We start from the raw sequence: 26,674 nt of genomic DNA, 5'->3' as shown, positions 1-26,674 counted from the left end.
CCCCGCAACGCGCGCCACAAGTGCCGTGGGGCGCTTAACGATTAGGCAATCGACCAACCACATGGCATTTAACCTCGCCAACGAGCAGGCCGGCGACGGCCAGAGCGGAGCAACATCGGCCTCGGGCCTGCCCGGCGCGGGCGCGGCGCGGCCTGTCGCGCTGGCCCCCATGGCTGGCATCACCGATCTGCCGTTCCGCCGCATCGTGCGCCGCTACGGCGCCGATTGGGTGACGTCGGAAATGGTGGCGACCCGCGAGATGCTGAACGGCGTCAAAGGCGCCGAAGCGCGCGCCGAGATCGGCGGCGACGCCGAGGGCTCCGCCATTCAGCTGATCGGCTGCGAGCCGGAGCCGATGGGCGAGGTGGCGCGCATCGTGGCGGGCTACGGCGCCAGTGCGCTGGATATCAACATGGGCTGCCCGAGCCGAAAGGTCACCTCCGGCTGGTCGGGCTCGGCGCTGATGCGCAACGAGGATGCGGCGCTCGCCATCATCGAGGCGGTGGTCGAAGCGGCTGGCGATCTGCCCGTGACGCTGAAGATGCGGCTGGGCTGGGATGATGATAGCCTCAACGCCCCCGTCATCGCGGCACGGGCCGAGGCGGCGGGCATAAAGCGCATCGTCGTGCACGGGCGCACGCGCTGCCAGTTCTACAAGGGCTCGGCCGATTGGGCGGCGATCCGCGCCGTGGTCGAGGCGGTGACGATCCCCGTCATCGCCAATGGCGATATCGTCACTGTGGAGGATGCGCGCGAGGCGCTGCGACAGTCCGGCGCTGCCGGCGTGATGGTGGGCCGCGGCGCGCAGGGCACGCCCTGGCGGCTGGCGGAGATCACCGCGGCGCTCACCGGCGCGCCGGCGCCTGACGTGCCGTGCGGGGCCGAGCTCGCCGCGCTGGCGTCGGAGCATCTGGAGGCGTCGCTCGAATTTTACGGGGCCAAGCTCGGCGCTCGCGTCTTCCGCAAGCATCTGGCCTGGTACATGGACGAGGCGGGCACCGGGGCCGAGCTCCGCCGCCGCCTGCTGACGGCCGATCCGGCGGAGGTGCTGCGGCTCCTCCCGCACGCGATGACCCCGGCGGAGGAGGCAGCATGATCCGCGACCCGGCGCTCTGGAATTCGCTGCCGCTGCCGACGCTGCTGCTCTGCGAGGATGACAGCATCATCGAGAGCAATCCGGCGGCCGAGACCTTCCTCAACCTCTCCTCCAAGGCGCTCACCGGCGCCTCCCTTTGGGAGAAGGTGCTCATCGACGCCGATCTGGAGGAAGCCTTCGCGCGCGCCCGGGCGCAAAGTTCGTCGCTCTTCATCAACGATGTCGATGTCGGCTCGGGCGAGCGCCCGCCGGTGACCTGCAACATCCAGATCGCGCCGCTCGAGGGCCAGCCCGGCACCATGCTGATGCTGATCGCCCCGCGCGAGATGGCCAGCCGGATGACGCAGAACATCTCCTCCGCCAAGGCCGCAAAATCGGCGATCGGCATGGCCGAGATGCTGACGCATGAGATCAAGAACCCGCTCGCCGGCATCACCGGGGCGGCGCAGCTGCTCTCGATGGGACTGAAGGGCAGCGATCTGGAGCTGACGGATCTGATCGTGGCCGAGGGTCGGCGCATCGTGAAGCTGCTGGAGCAGGTCGAGCAATTCGGCAACCTGCGCCCGCCGCTGCTCAAGCCGGTGAATATCCACGACATTCTCGACCGCGCCCGCCAATCCGCCGCCGTGGGCTTCGGCGCGCATATGTACTTCCTTGAGGATTACGACCCCTCGCTGCCGCGTGTGTACGCCGATGGCGACCAGCTGCTGCAGGTGTTCCTCAACCTTCTCAAGAACGCCTCGGAGGTTGGCCAACATGGCGGCACGATCCGCCTGCATACCTTCTACGAGGCCTCGCTGCGCCGGCGCATGCCCGACGGCACTTTGGCCCGCCTGCCGGTGCAGGTTGAGATCATCGACGATGGCCCGGGCCTTCGCCCCGATATCGCCGCCGACATTTTCGAGCCCTTCGTTTCGGGGCGGGAGAACGGCACCGGGCTGGGGCTGGCGCTCGTCTCGAAGCTGATCAGCGATATCGGCGGCTGGATCAGCGTGGAATCGGTGCCGGGGCGCACCGTCTTCCGTATCTCGCTGCCGCTGGCGCCCGCCGAAACCGAGCTGCCCTCGGAAGACCTGAAGGAGTAACAGATGGACGGAACAGTTCTGGTCGCCGATGACGACCGCACCATCCGCACGGTGCTGACGCAGGCGCTTACGCGCGCCGGCTGCAAGGTGCATGCCACCTCCTCGCTGGTCACGCTGATGCGCTGGGTCGATGAGGGCAAGGGCGACCTGGTGATCTCTGACGTCATCATGCCCGATGGCAACGGGCTCGATCAGATCCCCAAGATCGCCGAAACGCGGCCGGGCCTGCCTGTGATCGTCATCTCGGCGCAGAACACCATCATGACGGCCATTCAGGCCGCCGAGGTGGATGCCTACGACTACCTGCCCAAGCCTTTCGACCTGCCCGACCTGATGAAGCGCGCTGCCCGCGCGCTGGAGGTCAAGCGCCGCGCGCCCACACCGCGCGCGCCCGCGGCCGAAGAGACGGGCGATGGCGATCTGCCGCTGGTGGGGCGCACTCCGGCGATGCAATCGCTCTACCGGCTGGTCGCCCGGGTGATGAACACGGCGCTGCCGGTGCTAATCACCGGCGAGAGCGGCACAGGCAAGTCGCTGATCGCCAAGGCGATTCACGACTTTTCCGACCGTCGCACGCTGCCCTTCGTGGTGGTGTCGGCCTCCGATCTCGACGGGGCCGACGGTCCCTCTTCGGTGCTGGGACGGGCCCGGGGCGGTTCGATCCTCTTCGACGAGGTTGGTGACTTCCCGGCCGAGGCGCAGGCGCGCATCGTGCGGATGCTCGATACGCTTGGCGAGAACGCGCCACGCATCATGTCCACCAGCCAGGTCGATCTGAAGGCGAAGATCGACGAGGGCGGCTTCCGCGAAGACCTGTTCTACCGCCTTGGCGGTGTCACCATCGCCGTGCCCTCGCTCCGCGAGCGGGTCGATGACATCCCGCTTCTGGCCGAGCATTTCCTCGCCCGGGCCGAGCGTGACGGCTTCACGCTGCGCCGCCTCGGCCAGCCGGCGCTGGATCTGGTGCGCTCCTATTCCTGGCCCGGCAACGTCCGGCAGCTGGAGAATGCCATCCGCCGGCTCGTGGTGACGGGCAGTGAAGACGAGATCACCCGCATCGAGGTGGAAACCGTCCTTGGCAACCAGCCCACGATGGAGCCCTTGAAGGGCGGGGGGGATGGCGAAAAACTCTCCTCCTCCGTCGCGCGGCACCTGCGCCGGTATTTCGACCTGCATGGCGGCGTGCTGCCGCCTCCGGGTTTGTACCAGCGTATCCTGAAGGAAGTGGAAATGCCGCTGATCGAAATCGCGCTGGATGCGACCGGCGGCAACCAGGCCAAATGTGCCGATCTTCTCGGGATCAACCGCAATACCTTGAGAAAGAAGATCACCGATCTGGATATTCGCGTGACACGCCGCCGCAAATTGATGTAAAAGAGCCACAGAACCGTGGCAGCCAAACCATAGCTGACCCGGCAGGTTTTTGGGGCACGTCCCCGTGGCAAGGCGGTAACAGTGCGGCGGTCGTCAACGACCAGGACTTTGCAGCGCATTGCGCGCTGGGGCGGGCAACGGCGCGTTCAGAACGCCGGCACGCTGCTGCTGGTGTTGCTTGGTCCCTCGCTGGCTGCCGCGACCTATGTGGTACTTGGCCCGCTCGATCAGGGCACTTCGGCGCCGCTCTTGCGCATCGTTCTGCTGGCCGACCTCGTCTATGTGCTCGTCCTCGCGGCGCTGGTGTTGCAGCGGGTCGGGCGCATGGTGCTGGCCCGACGTGCCCGCTCTGCCGGCTCGAACCTGCACCTGCGGCTTACGGGCGTTTTCGCGCTGCTGGCGCTGATCCCCACCGTCACCGTTGCCATCTTCTCGGTGCTCACCATCAATGTCGGGCTAGAGGGCTGGTTCTCGCAGCGCGTGCGCAACGTCGTCGGCACCTCGCTGGAGGCCGCGCAGGCCTATGAAGAAGAGCACCGGCTGGAGCTGACGCGAGATGGGCTGGGCCTCGCCGCCTGGCTCGATGCCGAGCGGGCCAAAGAATTCTTCATGTCGAACGGCGATATCCGCCAGGCGCTGGGGCAGGTGCAGCCGCAGATCGATCGCGGCCTCAGCGAGGCCTTCGTCGTCGATGGTGCCGGCAATATCCGTGCCCGCGGCGCACGAAGCTACGAGTTCTACTACGAGCGCCCGTCGGAGGAGGCCTTCACCCAGGCCGCCGACGAGGGCCTGTCGATCATCGAGGATTACCCGAACAACGAATTCCGCGCGCTGATTCCGCTGCGCAATTTCGAAGACGCCTATCTTTATGTCACCCGCCCCGTCGACGGCGGCATCCTCTCGCTGCTCGACGAGACCAAAGAGACGGTGACGCTCTACGAACAGCTCGAGCGCGACCGCAGCCGCATCCTGTTCGAGTTCGGTCTGCTCTATTTCGGCTTCGCTACCCTCTTGATCCTCGCAGCCGTCTGGCTGGGCCTGTGGTTCGCCGAGCGCCTCTCGCGCCCCGTCGGGAGGCTGGTGAGCGCCCTGCAGCGTGTGGGTTCCGGCGATCTGAACGTGCGCGTTGTCGAGGCGGCCGGCGAGGACGAGTTCGCCCAGATGGGCCGTTATTTCAACCAGATGACGGGAGAACTTAAAGCACAACGTGAAGAGCTGATGGAGACGAACCGCCAGATCGAAGGCCGCCGCCGGCTGTTCGATTCCGTGCTCTCCTCCGTCACGTCCGGCGTCATCGGCCTCAGCCCCGACGGCCGCATCGACTTCGCCAACCGCTCGGCCCGGCGCCTGCTCTATGTGGGCGAGGCGCAGGAAGAGATGCCGATGACAGTGGCCGTGCCCGAGTTTGGCGCGCTCTTCGATGAGGTCTCTGCCGGCGACCGGGAGGTCGCGCAGGGGCAGGTCGCCCTCAGCCGCGGCGGCAAGCAGGAGACGCTGTTGGTGCGCATGGCCCCCCGCCGCCGCGCCGATGGCACGCTGGAAGGCTACGTGGTGGCCTTCGATGACGTGACCGATCTCGTCTCGGCCCAGCGCATGGCGGCCTGGGGCGATGTCGCACGGCGGATTGCCCATGAGATCAAGAACCCTCTGACGCCGATCCAGCTCTCCTCCGAACGCATCAAGCGCAAGTTCGGCAAGCTGGTCAGCGAAGAAGACAGCCAGGCGCTAGACCAGATGACCGATGTCATCATCCGCCAGACCCTGCACCTGCGCCGCATCGTCGACGAATTCTCCCGTTTTGCCCGCATGCCGGAGCCGGAGCGGGCGCCTTGTGACCTCGCCCAGCTCCTGCGCGATGCGGTGGTGCTCCAGCAGGCCGGTCAGCCTGATGTGCAGATCGAGGCGGACGTGCCCGAGATCGCCATCAATGCCGATCTCGACGCCACGATGATCAGCCAGGCGCTGACCAACCTCATCAAGAACGCGGGCGAAGCCATTGAAACCCTGCGCGAACAGGGCGCGCCCGAGGGCCACGTGCCCGAGATCCGCATCGCCCTTAGCCAGACAGCCTCGGCCGCCGTCATCTCGATTGCCGACAACGGCATCGGCCTGCCGGAAGACCGCGCCAAGCTGTTCGAGCCCTACGTAACCACCCGCGACAAGGGCACCGGCCTCGGCCTGCCCATCGTGAAGAAGATCATCGAGGAGCATGGCGGCAGCCTCGAACTCACCGATGCCGATCCGTTCTCGCCCGGCGCCCATGCCGGGGCCGAGGCGCGGGTCACGCTGCCGCTGATTTTTGAAGACGCAAGAAAAACCGCATGAGGCAAGCATGAGCGACATTCTGATCGTCGATGACGAGCGGGACATCCGCGAACTCATCTCGGACATCTTGAAGGACGAGGGCTACACCACCCGCATGGCCGGCGATTCCGACGGCTGCATGGAGGAGATCGAAAAGGAGCTGCCCGCCCTGATGATCCTCGACATCTGGCTGAAAGACAGCCGCATGGACGGGATCGACATCCTCAAGCATGCCAAGCGCGAGCATCCCGAGGTGCCGGTGGTGATCATATCGGGCCACGGCAATATCGAGATCGCCGTCGCCGCCATCAAGCAGGGCGCCTACGACTTCATCGAGAAGCCCTTCAACATCGACCAGCTCCTCGTCGTCATCCGCCGCGCGATGGAAACCGCCCGCCTGCGCCGCGAGAACATCGAACTCAAGCGCGGCGAGCAGGCGCCGGCCGAGATGCTGGGCGACAGCGCCAGCTACCGCACCCTTCGCAGCCAGCTCGACAAGGTCACCGGCTCGAATGGTCGGGTGATGCTCACCGGCCAGCCCGGCTCCGGCAAGGAGACGGCGGCGCGCTATATCCACGCCAATTCGCCGAGGGCCAACGCCCCCTTCGTCACCGTCAATTCCGCCTCGATCGAGCCGGAGCGGATGGAAGAGGTGCTCTTCGGTCGCGAAAGCGGCGAGCGCGGGGTGGAGAAGGGCCTGCTGGAGCAGGCGCATGGCGGCGTCGTCTATTTCGATGAAGTGGCCGACATGCCGGTCGGCACCCAGTCGAAGATCCTGCGCGTGCTGGTCGAGCAGGCCTTCACCCGCGTCGGCGGCACCGAGAAGATCCATGTCGACATGCGCGTCATCTCCTCGACGAACCGCGACCTGAAAGCCGCCATCGCCGCCGGCACTTTCCGCGAAGAGCTCTACCATCGCCTCAATGTCGTGCCGATCCCGGTGCCGAGCCTGGAAGAGCGGCGCGAGGATATCCCGGTGCTGGCCGAGCATTTCATCGCCACGCTCAACCGCGAGCAGGGGCTGCCGCTGCGCATGCTGGGCGAAGATGCCCGCGCGCTGCTTCAGACGATGCTCTGGCCCGGCAACGTGCGGCAGCTCAAGAACGTGGTCGAGCGCATCCTGATCCTCGGCGAGCCCTCGGGCGACATCTCGGCCAAGGAGCTGCCGGGGCCGGAAGATGCCACCGGCCAGGAGGAGGGCCGCGTCGTCCTCTCAGGCGGCCTTGCCACGCTGCCGCTCCGCGAGGCGCGTGAGCTTTTCGAGCGCGAATACCTGCTCACCCAGATCAACCGCTTCGGCGGCAACATCTCCCGTACTGCCAGCTTCGTGGGCATGGAGCGCTCGGCCCTCCACCGCAAGCTCAAGAGCCTCGGCGTGGTCACAAGCAACAAGTCCGGCGCTCGCGTGGCGCATGTGGGGGAGGACTAACCCCTTCCCTCTCGCTTTTCCTGAAATATCCCGGGGGTCGCCATTGAGTGCGCCATTGGTTCAAGCAACAATGGCGACGGGGCTGGCCCCCACCAAACCGGGGGTGTGGGGGCCAAAGGCCCTCGTAAAAGGCAGGGGGCTCGGGGGATGCCATCCCCCGACCCACCCTCCGCAGCCAGGCGCCCCCCTCGGCAGCGATTGACCGCACCCCGCGCCTCTGGCACCCATGGCGCCAACAAAGGGGCCGCATGAGAGGGCGCGCATGAAGGTCATCATCTGCGGCGCGGGGCAGGTCGGCTGGCAGATCGCGCGCCACCTGTCGGGCGAGCGCAACGATGTCACCGTCGTCGATCTCAACCCCGATCTGGTGCGCCGCGTCACCGAGAGCTTCGACGTGCAGGGCATCATCGGCCATGCCTCCTACCCGGACATTCTGGATCGGGCGGGGGCGCGGGATGCCGATATGATCATCGCCGCCACGCATAGCGACGAGGTCAACATGGTCACCTGCCAGGTGGCCCATTCCGTCTTCGCCATCTCCCGCAAGATTGCCCGCCTGCGCGCGCAGTCCTATCTCGACGCGATCTATTCCGATCTCTACCGCCGCGATCACATGCCGATCGACGTGGTAATCAGCCCCGAGCGCGAGGTCGCAGAGGCGGCCATGCAGCGGCTCGCCGCGCCCTCGGCGTTCGATACCGAAAGCTTCTTCGGCGGCAAGGCGCAGCTTCTCGGCATCAAGGTGGGCGAGGATTGCCCCATCGTCGACACGCCGCTGCGCCAGCTCACCGATCTTTTCTCCACCCTGCGCGCCGTCGTCGTGGGCGTGCGGCGGAACGGCAAGCTTTTCGTGCCCGGCGCCGATGACCAGCTCTTCGTGGAGGACGAGGCCTATGTGTTCTCGGCGGCCGAGGATGTCGGGCGGACGCTGGAGATCTTCGGCAAATCCACCGCCAAGCAGGACCGCGTCGTCATCATCGGCGGCGGCAATGTCGGCCTCGGCGTTGCCCGCGTGCTCGAAGAGCGGCGCATCCGCGCCAAGGTGATCGAGAAGGATCGTCGCCGCGCCGAGGAGGCCGCCGACGCGCTGGAGCGGACCATCGTGCTCAATGGCGACGGGCTGGATGCGGCTCTGCTGGAAGAGGCGGGCGTGGAATCGGCCGATGCCGTGCTGGTCGTCACCGATGACGACAAGACGAACCTGCTTGCCTCTGTCCGCGCCAAGGAGATGGGCGCCAGCATGTCGATCTGTCTCGTCAACGACCCCACGCTTCTGCCGCTGATGGGGCCGCTCGACATCGACGCCTATATCAACCCGCGCGCTACGACGGTGTCGTCGATCCTGCGCCATATCCGGCACGGGCGCGTGCGCGGCGTCTATTCCATTGGCGATGCCGAGGCCGAGATGATCGAGGCACAGGTGCTCGGCACCTCCAACATCGCCGGGCAGCGGGTGCGCGAAATCGCCTTCCCCGAAGGCGTGCGCGTGGGCGGCATCCTGCGCGAGGGCAAATTTGTCAAACCGACGGGCGATGTGCGCATCGAAGAGGGCGATCTCATCGCGCTCTTCGCCATGAGCCCGGATGTGCATCAGGTGGAGCGGCTGTTGCAGGTCTCCATCGACTTCTTCTGATGCAGGGCCGCGGAGCACTTCCGCAAACGCGGGGCCGCGCCTGATGGCCGAGGTGATGACACGCCGGGCCGGGGCGCCGTTCTTCGTCTATGCCATGGTCGTGGGCTCCGTCGCCATGCTCGTGCCGGCGCTGCATGCGCTGACGCTGGAAGATTTCAAGACGGCGCGCATCTTCTTCTACGGCTTCATCCTGTTCTCGATGCTCACCGCGCTGGTGGGCGGCGCCACGCGCGGCGGCCGGCCCAATGCGGCGCCGCAAAGCCAGCTCGCCGGGCTGCTCGCCGCCTTTCTGGTGCTGCCGGCCATGCTGGCAGTGCCCTTCTACGTGGCGCTCGGCGAGGTGAGCTTTCTCGATGCCTGGTTCGAGATGGTGGCGGCTTTCACAACCACCGGCGGCACCGTTTACGACAATCTCGGCCGGCTGAACCCCTCGCTGCATCTGTGGCGCGCGCTGGTCGGCTGGCTCGGCGGGCTGACCGTCTGGGTGACGGCGGCGGCGCTGCTGGCGCCGATGAACCTCGGCGGTTTCGAGGTGCAGGCCGCCGCGAGTTCCGACGGCATGGCGGGGCGGCTGTCGAAGCTGGCGCGCCATTCGCTGCCCGCAGAGCGGCTGGCGCGGCAGGCGGCGGCGCTGGCGCCCGTTTATGCGGGGCTGACCGGTGCGCTCTGGATCGGGCTGCTGATCTCGGGCGAGGTGCCGCTGGTGGCGATCTGCCATGCGATGTCGGTGATGGCGACCTCGGGCATCTCGCCCTTGCCCTCGGGCACCTCCTACACCGGCTCGGGTTTCTTCGGCGAGCTCCTGATGGCATTCTTCATGATCTTCGCGATCTCGCGTCTGGCCTTCGCGCGCCGCCCGATGATGGAGCGTGGCCGCAGCCTGATGCGCGACCCCGAGGTGGGGATGGCTACGGCGCTGGTGCTGATCGTGCCGGGGCTGCTCTTCCTGCGGCATTTCTTCGCGGCAGCGGGCGACGGGCTGACAACGGGGGGCCTTTGGGCCGGGATCGGGGCGCTCTGGGGCAGTTTCTTCACCGTCCTTTCGTTCCTCACCACCACCGGGTTCGAGAGCGCCGAATGGCGCCTCGCGCAGGATTGGTCGGGGCTGCACACGCCCGGCCTGGTGCTCGTCGGGCTGGCCCTGGTGGGGGGCGGTGTGGCCACGACGGCGGGGGGCGTGAAGCTCCTGCGGATCTACGCTCTCTACAAGCACGGGGTGCGTGAGCTGGGGCGGCTGGTGCATCCGTCCTCGGTGGGCGGGTCGGGGGCGACGGCGCGGCGCATCAGGCGCGAAGGGGCCTATATTTCCTGGCTTTTCTTCATGCTCTTCGCGCTTTCGGTCACCACCGTGATGCTGCTTCTGTCGCTCTACGGCGTGCAGTTCGAAACGGCGATGATCCTCGCTGTCGCCACGCTCGCCAATTGCGGGCCCATCGTCGAGATCGCGGGGGAATACCCGATCTCGTTCGAGGGGCTGCCGGCGATGGCCAAGGCCATTCTCGCCGGCGCCATGGTGCTCGGCCGGCTGGAGACTCTGGCGCTGATTGCGCTCTTCAACCCGGCCGCCTGGCGCCGCTGAGACACGCAACTGCACCGCGGTTCAATTGGGGGTGGAAACTCCGCATGGGGCGTTCCATACTTGACCTAACGAAGGGGCAGGCCGATCGCGGCCGCAAGAAGAAAAAGGGCGCTTGAATGGCCGCTGACAAACAGAACCTGCAGGACGCGTTTCTCAACCACGTCCGCAAAATCAAGGTTCCGGTGACCATCTTCCTGATCAATGGCGTGAAGCTGCAGGGCGTCATCACCTGGTTCGACAGCTTCTGCGTGCTGCTGCGCCGCGACGGCCAGTCGCAGCTCGTCTACAAGAGCGCGATCTCGACCATCATGCCGAGCCAGCCCATCAACCTGAATGATTCCGACGATTGACCGAAGATCCGCTTGAGGGAGCGACCGCCGAGCATCCCACCCGCGCGCTCGTCCTCCACCCCGACATGAAAGGCGACCCGGACCGCCGGGCCGCCGTACCTGCGCTGGAAGAGGCTGTGGCCCTCGCGCGGGCCCTCGCCGCCATCGAGGTGGCGGGCGGAGAGGTCGTGCCGCTGCCCAAGCCGCATCCCGGCACGCTCTTCGGCAAGGGCAAGGTTGCCGAGCTGAAGGCCGCAATCGAGGCGGCCGAGATCGAGCTGGTGCTGGTCGATGGGCCGGTGAGCCCCGTACAGCAGCGCAATCTGGAGAAGGAGTGGAAGGTCAAGCTCCTCGACCGGACGGGCCTGATCCTGGAAATCTTCTCCGACCGCGCCCGCACTCGCGAAGGCGTGCTGCAGGTCGAAATGGCCGCGCTGACCTATCAGCGCACCCGCCTCGTGCGCGCCTGGACCCACCTTGAGCGCCAGCGGGGTGGCCTCGGCTTCGTCGGCGGCCCCGGCGAGACGCAGATCGAGGCCGACCGCCGCGCCATCGACGAGCAGCTCACCCGCCTCAAGCGCCAACTCGGCAAGGTCGTGAAGACCCGCACGCTGCACCGTGCCGCCCGCGCCAAGGTGCCGTATCCGATCGTCGCGCTGGTGGGCTATACCAACGCCGGCAAGTCCACGCTCTTCAACCGCCTCACCGGGGCAGAGGTCATGGCGAAAAACATGCTCTTCGCCACGCTCGACCCCACGATGCGGCGCCTCAAGCTCGATGGGCAGGAGATCATCCTCTCCGACACGGTGGGCTTCATCTCCGACCTGCCGACCGAGCTGGTCGCCGCCTTCCGCGCCACGCTGGAAGAAGTGCTGGAGGCCGATCTGATCCTGCATGTGCGCGACATCAGCCATGCCGAGACGGAGGAGCAGGCCGAGGAGGTCGAGACGATCCTCACCAGCCTGGGCGTGAACCCGGACGTGCCGGTGATCGAGGTCTGGAACAAGATCGACCTGCTGCCCGAGCTGGCCCGCGAGGCTGCCGAGCGGCGCGCAGGGCAGGAGGGGCCGGTCGCCATCTCCGCCTGGACGGGGCAGGGCGTCGACGCGCTGGTCGAGACCATCGCCAATACGCTCGCGCCGATGCGGCTGGAGGAAGAGATGCTGCTGCCCTTTGCCGACGGCCGCAAGCGGGCCTGGCTGCACGAGCAGGAGGTGATCGAGGCCGAGGAGCAGACGGAAGACGGCTATCTTCTGCGGCTTCGCTGGACCGAGCGGCAGAAAGAGCGCTTCGCGGCCCTCTGAGCGCAGGGAATTCGCGCGAATTCCGTAACGAATTCCGCGCGGAATTCGTGGCACTCCGCCATCGCCGCGCTTGACCTTCCCCTCACTGGAACCCCTATCCGGGTGTTCGAGGAGGAGGCCCATGACCAGCGATCCAACACCGGTGCGCCCCGGCTGGCGCCGCGCTATGCCCTGGAGGGGGCCGAATGGCCGCCTGTCTGTATTGAAGCTCATCGTCTTCCTCGCCCTGATCTACCCGGCGGGCTGGATGCTCTATTGGTGGGACGCCGGCATCTGGATGGTCCCGCAGGCGGACCTCACCTATTGGTCCGGCGTCTGGGCGATCTGGATGCTGCTCGCCAGCCTCGCCATCACCCCCGCCCGGCAGATCTTGCGCTGGGGGCGCCTGCTACAGGTGCGCCGCATGATCGGCGTGGCGGCGCTGGCCTACACGCTGGCGCACCTCGTGATCTTCTTCTGGCTGCGGATGTGGGAGTGGGGGCCGATCTTCATCGAGACCTTTACCCGCCTGTCGCTGATCCTCGCCACCCTCGCACTCATCGGCCTCATCGCGCTCAGCGCGACGTCGTTCGACGGCGCGGTGCGGCGGATGGGCGGGGCGGCCTGGCGGCGGCTGCATTGGTGGACTTATCCGGTCACGACGCTGGCGGTGGCACATTTTTTGCTCTCGCCCGGCAGCTATGCCGGCATGCCGTTCCTGACGCTCGGCTGTTTCGCCTGGCTGATGGGCTGGCGCTGGCTGGCGAAGCGGGGGCAGGGCGCGCGGCCCGGGCCTTTGCTGGCTCTCGGGCTGGCCTGCGTGGTGCTGGTCGTCGCCTCCGAGGCGCTGGTGCCCTGGTGGCTGCGCGAGGCCGACCCACTCTTCACACTGTCGCTGAACTGGACCTTCCTGATCGGCATCTCGCCGTCGTGGAAGATGGCTGCGATCAGCCTGGCCATCGCAGCGGCAGCCGCGATCCGGCGCGCCTGAGCCCTCAGGCCTGCGCGGACCGGGAGGAGGAGCGGGCGGCCGTAATGGCCTCCAACGTTGCCTCCAGCGCCAGCATGATCGAGGCGTGGCGGTTTTTGTACTCGCGCGCCGGGGAGAGCGCTTCCAGCCCGTCAAAGGGCGCCTCGGGTGCCGGGCCGCCGGCCAGCATGGCGGCAAGCTCGTCTCGGCCCTTGCGGATCGTCGGCTCATCGAGCCCGACCACCACTCCGCCGACGACAGAGGCCGAGGCCTGGCCGAGCGCGCAGGCTTTCACTTCCTGTGCGTAATCGGTCACGTGGCTGCCGTCCCAGGCCAGCGTGACATGCACCGTCGAGCCGCAGGTGGGCGAGCGGCGGCGCGCCTCGCCATCGGGCGATTCCAGCTTGCCCAGGCGCGGCATGTCGGCCGTCAGCCCGAGGATGCGGGAGGAATAGAGCTTGATCAGGTCGCTGTCGGCGGACATCGAAGGGCTTTCGCGTTGGCGTGTCCCGCCCTAGATAGGCCCGGCTCCGCCCGATGCAAAGAGAGAACGCCCATGCCCTTCGACCCCGCGCAGCTTCGTTACAACGAGGCGGGCCTCATCCCCGCCATCGCCCAGGATGCCGCCAGCGGCGAGGTGCTGATGATGGCCTGGATGAATGCCGAGGCGGTGACCCGCACGCTGGAGAGCGGCCGCGTGACCTATTGGTCGCGCTCGCGGCAGGCCTTCTGGGTAAAGGGCGAGACCTCGGGCCATGTGCAGGAGCTGGTCGAGTTCCGCTACGATTGCGACGAGGATTGCGTGCTGGTGCTGGTGAACCAGACGGGGCCGGCCTGCCACACGGGGCGGCGGAGCTGCTTTTACCGCGCCGTGCGGGAGGGCGAGACCGTGGAGTTGATCGCGGCGCGGTAGGTCGCTTTAGGCGGCAAGTCAGTCCGCCAACTGAGGACCCCGTCGACACCCGATTGTCTTGTCCCTTCGCCCTGCGCCGTTGGCGCGTACCGGGTGGGGCAAGGAGCGGCGGCATGGATCCTCTCAGAGCCCCACCATCCGCCGGATATCCGCCGGACTGGCCCCCTCCGCCCGGAACGCGCTGATCGCCCTGGCGTCGTCGCGCTTGGCGAGCCGCTTGCCGGCCTCGTCGCGGATCAGCCGGTGGTGGTGGTAGACAGGGCGGGTCAGGCCGAGCCTGTCCTGCAACAGCGCATGGATCGCCGTTGCGCCGAACAGATCCTGCCCGCGGGTCACGTGGGTGATCCCCTGCGCCGCATCGTCCACCACCACCGAGAGGTGGTACGATGTGCCCATGTCGCGCCGGGCCAGCACGATGTCGCCGATCCCGCCCACCATCTCCTCAGGGCTGAGCACGATCTCCCCGTGCTCTCCGTCAGGGCCTTCGCCTTCCTCAAATAACCGCACCGGCCCGACCGCCGCCCTGTCCATATGCAGGCGAATCGCGGCGCCGTCGGGATCGGCCCGCCCATGCTTGCAGGTCCCCGGATAGACCGGCCCGTCGGGCCCGAGCACGACCTCTCCCGCCCCCTCCTGCGGTGCCGCCAGCGCCGCCTCGATGTCGCGGCGGCGGCATTGGCAGGGGTAGGTGAGGCCGGCGGCGGTGAACCTCTCCAGAGCCGCCCGATAGGCAGGCAGGTTGGCCGACTGGCGAAGCACCGGCTCCTCCCAGCTCAGGCCCAGCCAGGCGAGATCTTCGAAGATCAGCGCCTCCCATTCCGGGCGGGCGCGGCTCTGGTCGATATCCTCGATGCGGATCAGGAAGTCGCCGCCCGCGGCGCGCGCCATGTCATGTGCCAGGATCGCCGCATAGGCATGGCCCAGATGCAGCGGCCCGGTGGGTGACGGCGCGAAGCGGGTTCTCACGCCTTCTCAAGAACATAGACGGTCGAGCCGATGCCCATCTTCGGCAGATGGTCGCCATGCTCCTCGAAGAGCTTGCGCGCCCGCCCGTCCTGCAACGCCCGCTCCAGCGCCGCCGGAAACTCTGGCACCTCAAGCGCGTGATCGTTGAAGGAGAACACGAAGCGCCCGCCGGGCACCAGCAGCGCGAGGCACTCGTCGAACAGGCTCACCGGCCCGGCCCCGGCGCCGATGACGCCGACCGCGGCCACGGCATCGGGCTGCTCGGGCGGCGTCTCGCCGGCCAGGAAGAGGTGCCGGTAGATCCTGCGCGACCGTGCCACGGCCAGCATCCCCTCGGAGAGGTCGCAGCCGTCAAGCGTGGTGAAGCCCTCCGCCGCCAGCGCCGCGCCGGACAGGCCGGTGCCGCAGCCCATGTCGAGGATGGCGGCGTCCTTGCCCAGCCCGCTTGCCGCCAGCGCCTCGGCGCAGCGGCGGGGCGTTGCATAGCCGGCCTCGGAGACCTCGGCATCGTAGCTGCCGGCCCATTCGTCATAATAAGCGCGGACTTCGCCCTCGCCGTTCAGGTCGTAGACGTTCTTCAGATGATCTGCCATGGTCGCAGCCTAGCAGCCGCTCAGGCCGGCGCCAACGCCCCTGCGGCGAGCCAACCCTGCCAGTCTTCCTTGGCGCGGGCGGTATAGGCCGGGTAGCGCTCCTTGCGGCCGCGGCGGCCGGTCTTGGCCTCCGGCAGCGGCGGGAAGAGGCCGAAGTTCACGTTCATCGGCTGGAAGGTCTTCGCCTCGGCGCCGCCGGTGATGTGGGTGACGAGCGCGCCGATGGCCGTCGTCGTCGGCACCGGCGGCAGGCTTTGCCCCCGCATCTCGGCTACGGCAAGGCGGCTGGCGAGCAGGCCCATGGCGGCGCTTTCCACATAGCCCTCCACCCCCGTGATCTGCCCGGCGAAGCGGATGTTGGGCTGCGATTTCAGCCGCATCTGGCTGTCGAGCAGCGTCGGCGAGTTGAGGAAGGTGTTGCGATGGATGCCGCCGAGCCGCGCGAACGAGGCGTTCTGCAGCCCGGGGATCGTCTTGAACACCTCGGTCTGCGCGCCGTATTTCATCTTCGTCTGGAAGCCGACGATGTTGTAGAGCGTGCCGAGCTTGTTGTCGCGGCGCAGCTGGACGACGGCATAGGCCTTCTCATCCGGCTTGTGGGCGTTCGTCAGGCCGATGGGCTTCATCGGGCCGAAGCGCAGCGTTTCGCGGCCGCGCTCGGCCATGACCTCGATGGGCAGGCAGCCGTCGAAATAGCCGGCCGTCTCGCCCTCGTGGAACTCGGTCTTATCGGCGGCGAGCAGCGCGTCGATGAAGGCCTCGTATTGGTCCTTCGTCATCGGGCAGTTGAGGTAGGCGCGTCGCTCGTCCTCTGTCTCGCCCTTGTCGTAGCGGCTCTGAGCCCAGACGATATCCATGTCGATCGTGTCGGCATGCACGATGGGGGCGATGGCATCAAAGAAGGCCAGCGCGTCGCTGCCCGTCTCCGCCGCGATGGCCTGGCCGAGGGCGGAGGAGGTGAGGGGGCCGGTGGCAATGATCCACTGCCCCTCGCGCGGCAGCTCGGTGATCTCGCCATGCTCGACGCTCACGCGCGGATGGGCGTGCAGCTCGGCGGTGACGGCGGCCGAGAAGGCCTCGCGGTCGACGGCGAGGGCACCGCCGGCGGGCAGGCGGTGGGCGTCGCCCATGCGCATGATGAGGCCACCCGCCTGGCGCATCTCCCAATGCAGCAGCCCGACGGCGTTGTTGTTGCTGTCATCGGAGCGGAAGGAATTCGAGCAGACCATCTCGGCGAGGTCGCCCGTCTTGTGCGCGAAGGTGCCGACATTGGGGCGCATCTCGTGGATCACCACGTTCACGCCCGCCTCTGCCGCCTGCCAGGCCGCTTCCGATCCGGCGAGCCCGCCGCCGACGATATGCAATGTCTCTGTCATGCCCGGGCAGATAGGCCGAACAAGGCCGGAACGGAAGGGGCGGCGGGGCAGAGGGGCCAGCCGGGCCTTGCCCTTCGCCCCTCGCGGCAATAGGCCAGAGGCGAAAGGATGAGCCGATGCGCCTCAACGAGATCCGCTACGACAATGCCCTGCCGATCGATGGCTACGGCCCCGGCTTCTTCCGGGTCGGCGGCAAGCTGATCGAGGGGCATACGCTCGTTCTGCCCACCGGTGCTTCGCTCTGGGGCGGGTTTGACGAGCCGGAGGCCATTCTCGCCGCCGCCGGCGATATCGACGTGCTCTTCGTCGGCACCGGGCCCGAGATGGCCTATCTGCCGCAGCCCTTCCGCAATGCGATGGAGGGTGCCGGCATCGCGGCCGAGCCGATGGTCTCGCCGGCCGCGGCGCGCACCTACAACATCCTGCTCAGCGAGGGCCGGCGCGTCGGCGCCGCGCTTCTGACCGTCTGACCATGCTGGAGGTGTCCGGCCTCGCGGTCGCGCGCGGCGGGCGCCGCCTGCTGGAAGGGGTGAGCTTCACCGTGCCCGAAGGCGGCGCGCTGGTGCTGCGCGGGGCCAATGGCATTGGCAAAACGACGCTGCTGCGCACGCTCGCCGGGCTGCAGCCGGCCGAGGCGGGCAGGGTGACCGGTGCCGAAACGGCGGCCTATGCCAGCCATGCCGACGGGGTGAAGGCGGCGCTGAGCGTGACCGAGAACCTGACCTTCTGGGCCGAGCTCTACGATCAGCCCTTCGACAGCGGCGTGCTCACCACCTTCGATCTTGCCGGTCTGGCAGACCGTCCGGCCGGCACGCTCTCCTCCGGTCAGCGGCGCCGGCTGGGGCTGGCGCGGCTGGCGCTGATCGGGCGGCGGCTACTTTTGCTGGATGAGCCCACCGTCTCGCTCGATGCGGGGTCGGTGCGGCGCTTCGGCGCCTGGCTGGCCGGCACGCATCTGGCCGGCGGCGGCATGGCGGTGATCGCCACGCATATCGACCTCGGCCTCGAGGCGCCGGTGCTCGACCTCACCGCCTTTCGCGCCGCGCCTGAGGCGGCCGTGGCGGGCGGCGACGAGGCCTTTCTGTGAGAGCGCTGCTGCTGAGAGACCTCCGCCTTGCGGTGAGGGCCGGGGGCGGCTTCGGGCTAGGGCTGGCCTTCTTCCTGATCGTCATCGTGCTGGTGCCTTTCGGGATCGGGCCGGAGCAGGACCTGCTCGCCCGCATCGCGCCAGGCATGCTTTGGGTTGCGGCCCTACTCGCCGCGCTGCTGACGCTCGACCGGGTCTTCGCGCTCGACCATGAGGATGGCGCCCTGCCGCTGCTCGCCACCGCGCCCCTGCCGCTGGAGGGCCTCGTCTTCGCCAAGGCCGCCGCGCATTGGCTGACGACCGGCCTGCCGCTCACACTGGCGGCCCCGCTGCTTGGCCCGCTCCTCGCGCTGCCGGCGGGGGCCTGGCCCTGGCTGCTGGCCTCGCTGGCCCTCGGCACGCCGGCGCTGTCGCTGATCGGCACCTTCGGCGCCGCGCTGACAATCGGCATCCGCCGGGGCGGGCTGCTCCTCAGCCTCATCGTGCTGCCACTCTACGTGCCTACGCTCATCTTCGGGGCAGAGATGGCCCGCCGGGGCGCCGCCGGCCTGCCTGTGAGCGCAGCGCTGCCTATGCTGGCCGCGCTGACGCTCGGCTGCCTGGCCCTGCTACCCTTCGCCGCAGCCGCCGCGCTGCGGGTCAACCTCCGGTGAGCGCTGATGGACGGCGCGGCGCCCTCAAGGTAAGGAAGTTTCCATGTCGCTGTGGGAATATGCCAACCCAAAGAAGTTCACCGAAACGGTGACGCCGCTCATCCCCTGGGTGTTCGGCCTGGCCTTCGTGTGCCTTGTCGCCGCTCTGGTCTGGGGCGTGTTCTTCACGCCCGAGGATTATCGCCAGGGCGCCACGGTGAAGATCATCTACCTGCATGTGCCCGCGGCGCTGATGGCCATCAACGCCTGGTTCATGATGCTGGTCGCCTCGCTGATCTGGCTGATCCGCCGCCACCATGTCAGCGCGCTGGCCGCCAAGGCCGCGGCGCCCGTCGGCATGGTCATGGTGCTGATCGCCATCGCCACCGGTGCAATCTGGGGCAAGCCGATGTGGGGCACCTATTGGGCGTGGGACCCGCGGCTGACCTCCTTCCTGATCCTGTTTCTCTTCTACCTCGGCTATATGGCGCTCTGGGCCGCCGTGGATGACCCCGACACCGCCGCCGATCTGACCTCGGTGCTCTGCATCGTCGGCTCGGTCTTCGCTGTGCTGTCGCGCTATGCCGTGCTGTTCTGGAACCAGGGCCTGCACCAGGGCGCATCGCTCAGCCTCGATGCCGAGGAGCATGTGGCGGATGTGTTCTACTACCCGCTGCTCGTCTCCATCGCCGGCTTCGTGCTGCTGTTCATCGGCCTCGTGCTGCTGCGAACCCGCACCGAGATTGCCTTCCGCCGCGCTGCCGCGCTGGAGCGCCGGGCCGATGCCCGCGCCGCGGCCGCAGCCCCGGGAGAGCCGGCATGACGCTGCTTGGCGATTACGCGGTCGAGGTGATCTCGGCCTATGTGGTCTCGCTGCTGATGATCGGCGGGCTGGTCTGGCTCTCGGCCCGGGCGGCGCGCAAGGCGCGGGCTGCGGTGGAGCGGGCGGAGCAGCGGCATGGCTAGAATCTCGCCGCTCGTGGTTCTGCCGCCGGTGATCTTCGCGGCCGTTGCCGGGCTCTTCCTAGGCGGCATGTTCCGCGGCTCCGACGATCTGCCCTCGCAATTCATCGGCCGCGAGGCGCCCCCGGTGCCCGAGGCGAGCCTGCCGGGCACGCCGCCGCTGACCGACGAGATGCTGCGCTCGGGCGAGGTGACTCTGGTCAACTTCTGGGCCTCGTGGTGCCCGCCCTGCCGCGCCGAACATCCGGTGCTGAAGGAGCTTGCGGCGCAGGGCTACCGGGTGGCCGGCGTGAACTTCCGCGACGAAGAGGCGGCGGCGCTCGGTTATCTCGATGAGGAGGGCGACCCCTTCATCGGCTCCGCCTTCGACCCGCGCGGGCGCACGGCGGTGGATTGGGGCGTGACCGCGCCGCCGGAGACCTTCATCGTCGATGGCGACGGCACGGTGCTTTACCGCTATGTCGGCCCGCTCGTCGGCAGCCAATACGATCAGCAGTTCGTCCCGGCGCTGGCCGAGGCGACCGGGCGCGCGCCAGAGTAGGGCTTGCTTTGGGGGCCGGCGCTCGCGCGGCGGCCTAAAGGCCTTGATCCCACGCATGGGAAGAAGTGGCAGCTCTCGGAAATCGCGCGATTTCCGTAACGAATTCCGCGCGGAATTCGGTGCTACTCAGTCGGCTCCAGCGTGATGATCCCGGTCGCCGCGGCCCGCGCCAGATCGGCATCCAACGACATCGGGATGTATTCGCCCCGCCGCCAGAGCTCGCCCAGATCGTCGTAGTGCCGGCTGAGCGGGTGCCCCGACTGCCCCGTCGAAATGATGAACACCGAGCTGTCGGGGTCGGCAAAGTCGTACACGCCCCGGAACGCCGCCGCATGGATATTGGCGAAGGGCTCCGGCCCCTCGCCGGGGGTGCGGCCCCGGTTGAGGGTGAAATCGCCGCCTGAGGTGCTTTGCCGGATGTTCACGAACCACGACAGGATCGGCACGCCGCCCAGCACCTGATGGTCATGCTTGGCCTGATGCGCGTCGCCCCAGCGCAAAGCCTGCAGATCCTGCCCGTAATGCTCGCCGATCCACACCAGCGCATCGTCGAGCGCCATGCGCGAGATGTCGGTGCAGCTCTCGACCGGGGCGGATTGCTCGACGTCGCACCAGACAGAGGCGCCGCCGATATCGCGGAACACCCGCTCGATGAACAGAGGTTCAACCTGCGGGAATTCGGCGGCGAAGGGGCCGAGTTCGTCGCCGATCAGACGTTCCTGCAGGGCCTGCACCCAGGCGGCGTAGATGAGCGGCTCGGGCAGATGCTCGTTCATCTCGCCGTTCCACTCGGCGAGCAGCGCCAGCGCTTCGGCCCGGCGCTCTTCGCGGGTGCCCTCGGGCGCGGCCTCGCCGGTGTACCACAGATCGGCACCGATCAGCGGCAGCAGGTTGCGGGCGGCGGGCGAAATCGTGTCGAGCTGCGCCTCGATGAAGCTGTCGCGGGTATGCACCTCGCGCTCCTGCATCAGGAATTGCCAGCGCTGCACCCGCTGGCTGTCGCCCCAGTCCCAGGCGACATGGGCGGGGAAGGGGCGGTCGATTATCTTGTTGTTGGTATTGCCGAGGATGCCGCCAGCGGGGTCGTTGAAGGAGGGGTTCGTTTCGTAATCGAAGAACCCCTGCCAGCGGTTCTCTGGCAGATAGCCCAGCGTCGGCATGCGTCCGCGGCTCTGGTGCGCCGGATCGCGCTTTGGCACCACGCCCGCCAGCTGAAGGGCGATGTTGTTGCGGTCGGCCAGCGTGATGTTGGTGGCCGGCGCGACGAAGCGCGACATCGCCTCCTGGCCTTCCTCCACCGAATGGGCGCGCATCAGGTCGAGCCCGGCAGCGACGGACGTGTCTTCGCGGCTGAGGCCCGTCCAGGCCGCCGTGGTGATGTGGCCGGGCGGGCGGATGAAGGGCAGGCCGAATTGCTCGGGCGGCAGGACGGGGCCATTATCCGTCCACTGCAGATGAACGGTGACGGGCGCAGCGCCGGCGACCGTGATGATCGTGTCGCGCTGGACGAAATCCTCCCAGCCGTCGGGGCCGCGATACTGGTCGGCATTCGCCGGGTTCACCTCTTCCTGGTAGAGGTCGACATCGTCGACATAGGCGGTGGTGATGCCCCAGCCGAGATCGGCCGAGCGGCCGGTCAGGATGTTGGGCATTCCGGGAATCGTGGCGCCGATGACGCCGCCCGAGGTGAGCTCCAGCTGCGCGAGATACCAGATCGACGGCGCGGTCAGCCCCAGATGCGGGTCGTTCGCCAGCAGCGTCGAGCCGGTGGCCGAGCGGCTGACGGCGGCAGCCCAGGCGTTGGAGGCGCCGGCGAGGGCCGGGGGCTGCACGGGGGAGAGCGGCCCGTATTCGGGGTGCTCGGCGGCGGCGAAGCTCGCCTCGGGCGCGTTCGGCATGAGCGCGGCATATTCCTCCAGCGCGGCGATACCGGGGCCGGGGTAATCGGGCATGAGATCGCGCACCCGCTCGGGCTCCAGCGCGAGCGAGAGGCGGGCACGCAGCACCTCGTTCTCGAAATTCGAGGTGAGCTGCAGGGCGAGGATCTTGGCGATGGCCAGGCTGTCGGCCGGCTGCCAGGGCGCGATGCCATGGTTGAAGAGCCACATCTCCGGCGCCCCCCGCCCGCGCGCGCCCTCGTTGACCTCGCCGATCCAGGCGTTGACGCCGGCGGCATAGGCCTCGAGCACGCCCAGGGCATACGGGTCCTGCGCCGAGACAGAGGCGGTGGCGGCGCCGTAGACATCGAGCCGGCGCAGGAGGATGTCGGTCTCTAACGTGCGGGGGCCGAAGAGCTCGGAGAGGCGCCCCTGCGCCGTGCGGCGCAGCATGAGCATCTGCCAGAACCGGTCCTGCGCATGGGCGAAGCCGAGGGCGTAGTAAACGTCCTCATCCGTCTGGCCGAAGATATGCGGCACATCGGCATTGTCGCGCACGATCTCGACCGGGGCGGAGATGCCGGCCACTTCGAAGCGGCCCGAGTAATCGGGCAGCGAGCGGGAGGCGAAGTAATAGACGAGCACGACAGCGGCAACGGCGAGAGCCACGAGCCCCACCGCGATGCGGAAGAGCCACCGAAACATCGTGCCCATGCGCGCCCCCAATGCCTTTGACGTTCCTTCGGGGCGGCATTGACGCCCGGCCCCGGACTTCTACGGTCAGCTATCAAACAACGGCGCCGGAAGGGAAGACATATGGCCAAGGTTGCGTTTCTGGGACTGGGCGTCATGGGCTTTCCCATGGCCGGCCATCTGGCAGCGGCGGGTCACGAGGTGACGGTCTACAACCGCAGCGCCGCCAAGGCCGAGGCCTGGGAAGACGCGCATGGCCACCGCTCCGCCGCCACCCCCCAGGAGGCCGCGGCGGGCGCAGACTTCGTGATGGCCTGCGTCGGCAATGACGATGATTTGAGGCAGATCTGCCAGGGCGAGGCCGGCGCCTTCGCAGGCATGGGCAAGGGCGCGATCTTTGTCGACCACACGACGGTTTCGCCCGGCGTGACACGCGAGCTGGCCGCCGAGGCCGGAGCGGCGGGGCTGGGCTATGTCGATGCCCCCGTCTCGGGCGGGCAGGCGGGGGCAGAGAAGGGCCAGCTCTCGATCATGTGCGGCGGGTCGGAGGCGGATTTCGCCGCCGCGGAGCCGGTGATGGCTGCCTATGCCAAGATCTGCCGCCGCCTTGGCGAGGTGGGCGCGGGGCAGGTGACCAAGGCCGCCAATCAGATCGCCATCGCCGGGCTGGTGCAGGGGCTTTCGGAGGCGCTGCATTTCGCCGAGGAAGCCGGGCTCGACGGGGCGGCAGTGGTGGAGGTGATCTCTCAGGGCGCCGCGGGCTCGTGGCAGATGGAGAACCGCTACAAGACCATGCTGGCGGATGAGTTCGAGCATGGCTTCGCGGTGGACTGGATGCGCAAGGACCTCGCCATCTGCCTGAAGACCGCCGACGAGACCGGCGCCAGCCTGCCGGTCACCGCGCTGGTCGACCAGTTCTACAAGGACGTGCAGGCCATGGGCGGCGGGCGGTGGGATACCTCCTCGCTCTTCAAGCGGCTGCGGAAGATCAAGGGGGCCTGAAGGCACCGCGGAGCCGGAATTCGGCGCGAATTCCGCCCCCGAAAATCGCGCGATTTTCGGGGGCGCTGCGGTGGGCGGTGCGCTGGATGGCGGATCGTGGAGGGGGGCTGTCTGCCCCCCGCCGCCGGTGGCGGCCCCCCCTGAGGATATTGGGAAGTCGAAGGGAGGGGGCCGGGCGCGGGGTGGTCAGCGTTCGGGCAGGAGGCCGCGGGGGCTGAAGCGCAGGACGAGGAGGAGGACGACGCCCATGGTGAGCAGGCGCATGTGGGCGGCGGCGTCTTGCAGGTGATCCTTCAGCCAGTTGCCCTCCGACATGCCGGATGTGATGAGGCCGACGAGCCAGAGGCCGATGGGCTCGACCATCACCCAGAGCCACCAGATGAGAATGCCGCCGAGGACGGAGCCGAAATTGTTGCCGGAGCCGCCGACGATGACCATCACCCAGACAAGGAAGGTAAAGCGGAGCGGCTGGTAGGTGCCAGGCGTGAGCTGGCCGTCGAGCGTGGTCATCATGGCGCCGGCGATGCCAATGACGGCGGAGCCCAGGATGAAGACCTGCAGGTGGCGGCGGGTGACATCCTTGCCCATCGCCTCGGCGGCGACCTCGTTGTCGCGGATGGCGCGCATCATGCGGCCCCAGGGCGAGGCGAGCGCGAGCTGGGCGAGGACGAGCAGGATGATGAGTACGGCGGCGAAGAGGCCGCCATAGGCGAGCTTGACCGTGAGCGAGGAGGCGGTGATCGCATCCATGCCCCAGGAGGCGGCGCGTTCCAGGAAGGCCGGGTCTTGCTGCAGGTCGACCTCGTAGGGCACCGGGCGGGGCAGGCCGGCGACGTTTTTCACGCCGCGGGCCAGCCAGTCTTCGTTCTTCATCACCGCGATGATGATCTCGGCAATGCCGAGGGTGGCGATGGCGAGGTAATCGGAACGCAGGCCAAGCGCCGTCTTGCCGATGACCCAGGCGGCGCCGGCCGCCAGCACGCCGCCGATGGGCCACGCCACGATCACCGGCAGGCCGAGCCCGCCGAGATAGCCGGTGGAGGCGGGGTTCACGGCTTCCACCGCCTCGACGGCGCCGTCGAAGACCCAGCGGTAGAGGAAGAAGCCGGCGACGAGATAGGCCAGCATGATCAGGCCCGATGTCTTGCCCTTCGGCAGCCGCCGCCAGAGCACGATGGCGCCCGCGATGATGGCAGCGCCGAGGAGGAGGCCGCCGAGCAGGCGCATCCCGCCCGCCGACCAGGCCTCGGGCACCGGCGGCATGGCGGTGAGCACCGCGGCGAGCCCGCCGAGGGCCACAAAGCCCATGACGCCGATGTTGAAGAGCCCGGCGAAGCCCCATTGCAGGTTCACGCCGAGCGCCATGATGGCCGAGATCAGGCCCATGTTGAGGATGGTGAGCGTCACGCTCCACCCCTGCATCAGGCCGGTGACGACCAGCAGCAGCGTCATGGCGCCGAAGAGAAGAAGCCCGCGCGTCATACCGATTGCCCCCGGAACAGGCCTGTGGGCCGGAAGAGTAGAACGATGATCAGGATCGCGAAGGAGACCGCGAATTTGTAATCCGTCGACATCAGCTGAACGAGGCCGGAGGGCTCAAGGCTCTCGGGCGCCATGTAGCCCAGCACCTTCTTCCAGGCATAGGTGATCGTCACCTCGGAGAAGGCGATGACGAAGCCCCCCGCGATGGCGCCTATGGGTGAGCCCAGGCCGCCGACGATGGCGGAGGCGAAGATCGGCAGGAGGAGCTGGAAGTAGGTGAAGGCCTTGAAGCTCTTGTCGAGCCCGTAGAGCACGCCCGCCGTAGTCGCGAGGGCGGCGACGATGATCCAGGTGATCGCGACGACCCGCTCGGGGTTGATGCCGGAGAGCAGCGCCAGATCCTCGTTGTCGCTGTAGGCGCGCATCGACTTGCCGGTGCGGGTGCGATTAAGGAACCAGAAAAGCAAGGCGACGGCGATGGCGGCGGTGACCAGCGTGATCACGGTGGTGGTGCGCAAAGCCAGACCTTCCTCCAGCCCCGTCATCTCCTTGAACTGGCGGGCGTTGATGATGAAGCGTTCGCCGTCGGCGAAGCCGATGTCATCCACACCGATGATGAAGCGCACGATGCCGTTCATCACGAACATGACGCCCATGGAGACGATGACGAGGATCACCGGCGCCGCGCGCTGGCGGCGGTAGAAGGCATAGATCGTCCGGTCGGTCAGCAGCAGGAACAGCGACGTGCCGATGATGCCGAAGGGCAGGGCGAGCAGGGCGGTGGGCAGCACGCCGAAGGTGAGCCCGAGCGCCTGAAAGCCCCAGGTGATCAGGATGGTCAGCATGGTGCCGAAGGCCATCGTGTCGCCATGCGCGAAGTTCGAGAAGCGCAGGATGCCGTAGATCAGCGTCACCCCGAGCGCGCCGAGGGCGAGCTGGGCGCCATAGGCCAGCGCCGGGATGAGCACGAAGTTGGAGAGCGCGACGATCGCGTTCAACGGGTCCAAGGGCTGTCCTCTCTGGTCATGCGGCGTCCTCAAAGCGGTCCTGGAAGGCGGTGCAGGTGCCAGCGCCGGTGGCGAGGATCTCGCCGTCGTAGCCGACGCGCAGCCGGTAGGTGAAGCGCCCGTCGTTCCACAGGCGGTAGACGTGCTGATTGTCGGTCTCGCGGCCATCGGCGAGCTCGGCGGTGTAGAATTCCTGCCAGGGCGCGCCCTCTTCGAAGGCGCCACCATGGGCCTGCGGTTGCGGGCCCTCGGCGGGGCCGGCGTAGCGGCGACCGAAATTGCCGTTCTCGATCACCTCGAAGGGCCCGGACAGGCCAGCGCTTGGCAGCTCTTCGAAGCTGCAGGTGGCGACCCTTCGGGGGCCGTAGGTTTCGTCATGCGTCGACGGACGATTCAGGATGTACAGCGTGACGGCCACGCTGCCGCCCCCGATCACGAGAAGGGGCACGAGCTGGAGCAT

The 26,674-nt window shown here is 67.9% G+C and carries 26 protein-coding genes; 18 read left to right on the top strand and 8 right to left on the bottom strand.

The window, feature by feature from the left end; all coding sequences use genetic code 11:
- Positions 1 to 169 precede the first annotated feature (169 nt).
- The 10 genes from dusB to ACXN5S_RS04960 all read left to right on the top strand — a co-directional run bounded on the left by dusB (position 170) and on the right by ACXN5S_RS04960 (position 13,103).
- Positions 170 to 1,096, top strand: coding sequence for a tRNA dihydrouridine synthase DusB (gene dusB / locus ACXN5S_RS05005; protein WP_458604784.1), 927 nt, complete (start codon positions 170 to 172; stop codon positions 1,094 to 1,096).
- Positions 1,093 to 2,181 carry a two-component system sensor histidine kinase NtrB gene (locus tag ACXN5S_RS05000; RefSeq protein ID WP_458604303.1) on the top strand — a complete coding sequence of 363 codons (1,089 nt, stop codon included), beginning with the start codon at positions 1,093 to 1,095 and terminating at the stop codon, positions 2,179 to 2,181. The genes dusB and ACXN5S_RS05000 overlap by 4 nt, the downstream gene beginning before the upstream one ends.
- A 3-nt stretch (positions 2,182 to 2,184) precedes the next feature.
- A complete protein-coding gene (locus tag ACXN5S_RS04995; RefSeq protein ID WP_458604302.1) occupies positions 2,185 to 3,555 on the top strand; it encodes a response regulator in 1,371 nt (456 codons plus the stop codon).
- A 108-nt stretch (positions 3,556 to 3,663) separates the two neighbouring features.
- A complete protein-coding gene (locus ACXN5S_RS04990; protein ID WP_458604301.1) occupies positions 3,664 to 5,880 on the top strand; it encodes a sensor histidine kinase NtrY-like in 2,217 nt (738 codons plus the stop codon).
- Between the two features lie 7 nt (positions 5,881 to 5,887).
- Positions 5,888 to 7,288, top strand: a complete 1,401-nt coding sequence (gene ntrX / locus ACXN5S_RS04985) for a nitrogen assimilation response regulator NtrX (RefSeq protein ID WP_458604300.1) — start codon at positions 5,888 to 5,890, stop codon at positions 7,286 to 7,288.
- A 262-nt stretch (positions 7,289 to 7,550) separates the two neighbouring features.
- A complete protein-coding gene (gene trkA, locus ACXN5S_RS04980; protein WP_458604299.1) occupies positions 7,551 to 8,921 on the top strand; it encodes a Trk system potassium transporter TrkA in 1,371 nt (456 codons plus the stop codon).
- Positions 8,922 to 8,976: 55 nt separating this feature from the next.
- Positions 8,977 to 10,500 carry a TrkH family potassium uptake protein gene (locus ACXN5S_RS04975; protein WP_458604298.1) on the top strand — a complete coding sequence of 508 codons (1,524 nt, stop codon included), beginning with the start codon at positions 8,977 to 8,979 and terminating at the stop codon, positions 10,498 to 10,500.
- Between the two features lie 116 nt (positions 10,501 to 10,616).
- A complete protein-coding gene (gene hfq, locus ACXN5S_RS04970; protein ID WP_373356741.1) occupies positions 10,617 to 10,850 on the top strand; it encodes an RNA chaperone Hfq in 234 nt (77 codons plus the stop codon).
- Positions 10,847 to 12,133, top strand: coding sequence for a GTPase HflX (hflX, locus tag ACXN5S_RS04965; RefSeq protein WP_458604297.1), 1,287 nt, complete (start codon positions 10,847 to 10,849; stop codon positions 12,131 to 12,133). Before hfq ends, hflX begins: the two co-directional genes overlap by 4 nt.
- Positions 12,134 to 12,254: 121 nt before the next feature.
- Positions 12,255 to 13,103, top strand: a complete 849-nt coding sequence (locus tag ACXN5S_RS04960) for a protein-methionine-sulfoxide reductase heme-binding subunit MsrQ (protein ID WP_458604296.1) — start codon at positions 12,255 to 12,257, stop codon at positions 13,101 to 13,103.
- Positions 13,104 to 13,107: 4 nt separating this feature from the next.
- Here the strand turns inward: ACXN5S_RS04960 and ACXN5S_RS04955 are convergent, their stop codons facing one another.
- Positions 13,108 to 13,566: an iron-sulfur cluster assembly scaffold protein gene (locus ACXN5S_RS04955; RefSeq protein ID WP_458604295.1), complete on the bottom strand. Its 459-nt coding sequence runs from the start codon at positions 13,564 to 13,566 to the stop codon at positions 13,108 to 13,110.
- A gap of 72 nt (positions 13,567 to 13,638) precedes the next feature.
- Between ACXN5S_RS04955 and hisI the strand changes: the two genes are divergently transcribed.
- Positions 13,639 to 13,995 (top strand): phosphoribosyl-AMP cyclohydrolase, encoded by a 357-nt coding sequence (hisI, locus tag ACXN5S_RS04950; protein WP_458604294.1) that lies wholly within the window; start codon positions 13,639 to 13,641, stop codon positions 13,993 to 13,995.
- A gap of 123 nt (positions 13,996 to 14,118) precedes the next feature.
- On the opposite strand, the gene gluQRS is transcribed toward hisI, so the two are convergent.
- The 3 genes from gluQRS to trmFO are packed head-to-tail and all read right to left on the bottom strand — an operon-like array spanning position 14,119 to position 16,930.
- Positions 14,119 to 14,961, bottom strand: a complete 843-nt coding sequence (gene gluQRS, locus ACXN5S_RS04945) for a tRNA glutamyl-Q(34) synthetase GluQRS (RefSeq protein WP_458604293.1) — start codon at positions 14,959 to 14,961, stop codon at positions 14,119 to 14,121.
- A complete protein-coding gene (locus tag ACXN5S_RS04940) occupies positions 14,958 to 15,554 on the bottom strand; it encodes a class I SAM-dependent DNA methyltransferase (RefSeq protein WP_458604292.1) in 597 nt (198 codons plus the stop codon). The genes gluQRS and ACXN5S_RS04940 overlap by 4 nt, the downstream gene beginning before the upstream one ends.
- Positions 15,555 to 15,574: 20 nt before the next feature.
- Positions 15,575 to 16,930, bottom strand: coding sequence for a methylenetetrahydrofolate--tRNA-(uracil(54)-C(5))-methyltransferase (FADH(2)-oxidizing) TrmFO (gene trmFO / locus ACXN5S_RS04935; RefSeq protein ID WP_458604291.1), 1,356 nt, complete (start codon positions 16,928 to 16,930; stop codon positions 15,575 to 15,577).
- A gap of 116 nt (positions 16,931 to 17,046) precedes the next feature.
- Between trmFO and ACXN5S_RS04930 the strand changes: the two genes are divergently transcribed.
- From ACXN5S_RS04930 to ACXN5S_RS04905, 6 genes are read left to right on the top strand one after another with little or no spacing between them, the layout of a single operon-like run.
- Entirely contained in the window at positions 17,047 to 17,400 is a 354-nt protein-coding gene (locus ACXN5S_RS04930) for an Mth938-like domain-containing protein (RefSeq protein WP_458604290.1), read from the top strand.
- A 2-nt stretch (positions 17,401 to 17,402) separates the two neighbouring features.
- Positions 17,403 to 18,017, top strand: a complete 615-nt coding sequence (gene ccmA, locus ACXN5S_RS04925; protein WP_458604289.1) for a heme ABC exporter ATP-binding protein CcmA — start codon at positions 17,403 to 17,405, stop codon at positions 18,015 to 18,017.
- Positions 18,014 to 18,670, top strand: a complete 657-nt coding sequence (ccmB, locus tag ACXN5S_RS04920; RefSeq protein ID WP_458604288.1) for a heme exporter protein CcmB — start codon at positions 18,014 to 18,016, stop codon at positions 18,668 to 18,670. Before ccmA ends, ccmB begins: the two co-directional genes overlap by 4 nt.
- Positions 18,671 to 18,713: 43 nt before the next feature.
- Entirely contained in the window at positions 18,714 to 19,472 is a 759-nt protein-coding gene (locus tag ACXN5S_RS04915; protein ID WP_458604287.1) for a heme ABC transporter permease, read from the top strand.
- On the top strand, positions 19,469 to 19,615 hold the full coding sequence (gene ccmD / locus ACXN5S_RS04910; protein WP_458604286.1) for a heme exporter protein CcmD: 147 nt from the start codon (positions 19,469 to 19,471) through the stop codon (positions 19,613 to 19,615). Before ACXN5S_RS04915 ends, ccmD begins: the two co-directional genes overlap by 4 nt.
- A complete protein-coding gene (locus tag ACXN5S_RS04905) occupies positions 19,608 to 20,153 on the top strand; it encodes a DsbE family thiol:disulfide interchange protein (protein WP_458604285.1) in 546 nt (181 codons plus the stop codon). Before ccmD ends, ACXN5S_RS04905 begins: the two co-directional genes overlap by 8 nt.
- 122 nt (positions 20,154 to 20,275) lie before the next feature.
- Here ACXN5S_RS04905 and ACXN5S_RS04900 read toward each other — a convergent pair whose 3' ends face one another.
- Complete coding sequence (locus tag ACXN5S_RS04900) at positions 20,276 to 22,744, bottom strand: penicillin acylase family protein (protein ID WP_458604284.1); 2,469 nt, start codon at positions 22,742 to 22,744, stop codon at positions 20,276 to 20,278.
- 102 nt (positions 22,745 to 22,846) lie between these two features.
- Between ACXN5S_RS04900 and ACXN5S_RS04895 the strand changes: the two genes are divergently transcribed.
- Positions 22,847 to 23,725: an NAD(P)-dependent oxidoreductase gene (locus ACXN5S_RS04895; protein WP_458604283.1), complete on the top strand. Its 879-nt coding sequence runs from the start codon at positions 22,847 to 22,849 to the stop codon at positions 23,723 to 23,725.
- A 186-nt stretch (positions 23,726 to 23,911) separates the two neighbouring features.
- On the opposite strand, the gene ACXN5S_RS04890 is transcribed toward ACXN5S_RS04895, so the two are convergent.
- The 3 genes from ACXN5S_RS04890 to ACXN5S_RS04880 are packed head-to-tail and all read right to left on the bottom strand — an operon-like array spanning position 23,912 to position 26,674.
- The gene (locus ACXN5S_RS04890) at positions 23,912 to 25,207 is read right to left on the bottom strand and encodes a branched-chain amino acid ABC transporter permease (RefSeq protein ID WP_458604282.1); all 1,296 of its coding nucleotides are present in this window, start codon (positions 25,205 to 25,207) and stop codon (positions 23,912 to 23,914) included.
- Complete coding sequence (locus ACXN5S_RS04885) at positions 25,204 to 26,214, bottom strand: branched-chain amino acid ABC transporter permease (RefSeq protein ID WP_458604281.1); 1,011 nt, start codon at positions 26,212 to 26,214, stop codon at positions 25,204 to 25,206. The genes ACXN5S_RS04890 and ACXN5S_RS04885 overlap by 4 nt, the downstream gene beginning before the upstream one ends.
- Positions 26,215 to 26,230: 16 nt before the next feature.
- A complete protein-coding gene (locus tag ACXN5S_RS04880; RefSeq protein ID WP_458604280.1) occupies positions 26,231 to 26,674 on the bottom strand; it encodes a hypothetical protein in 444 nt (147 codons plus the stop codon).

Source organism: Pseudoroseicyclus sp. H15 (assembly GCF_054353345.1).
This window is presented reverse-complemented; position numbering and strand designations above follow the sequence as displayed.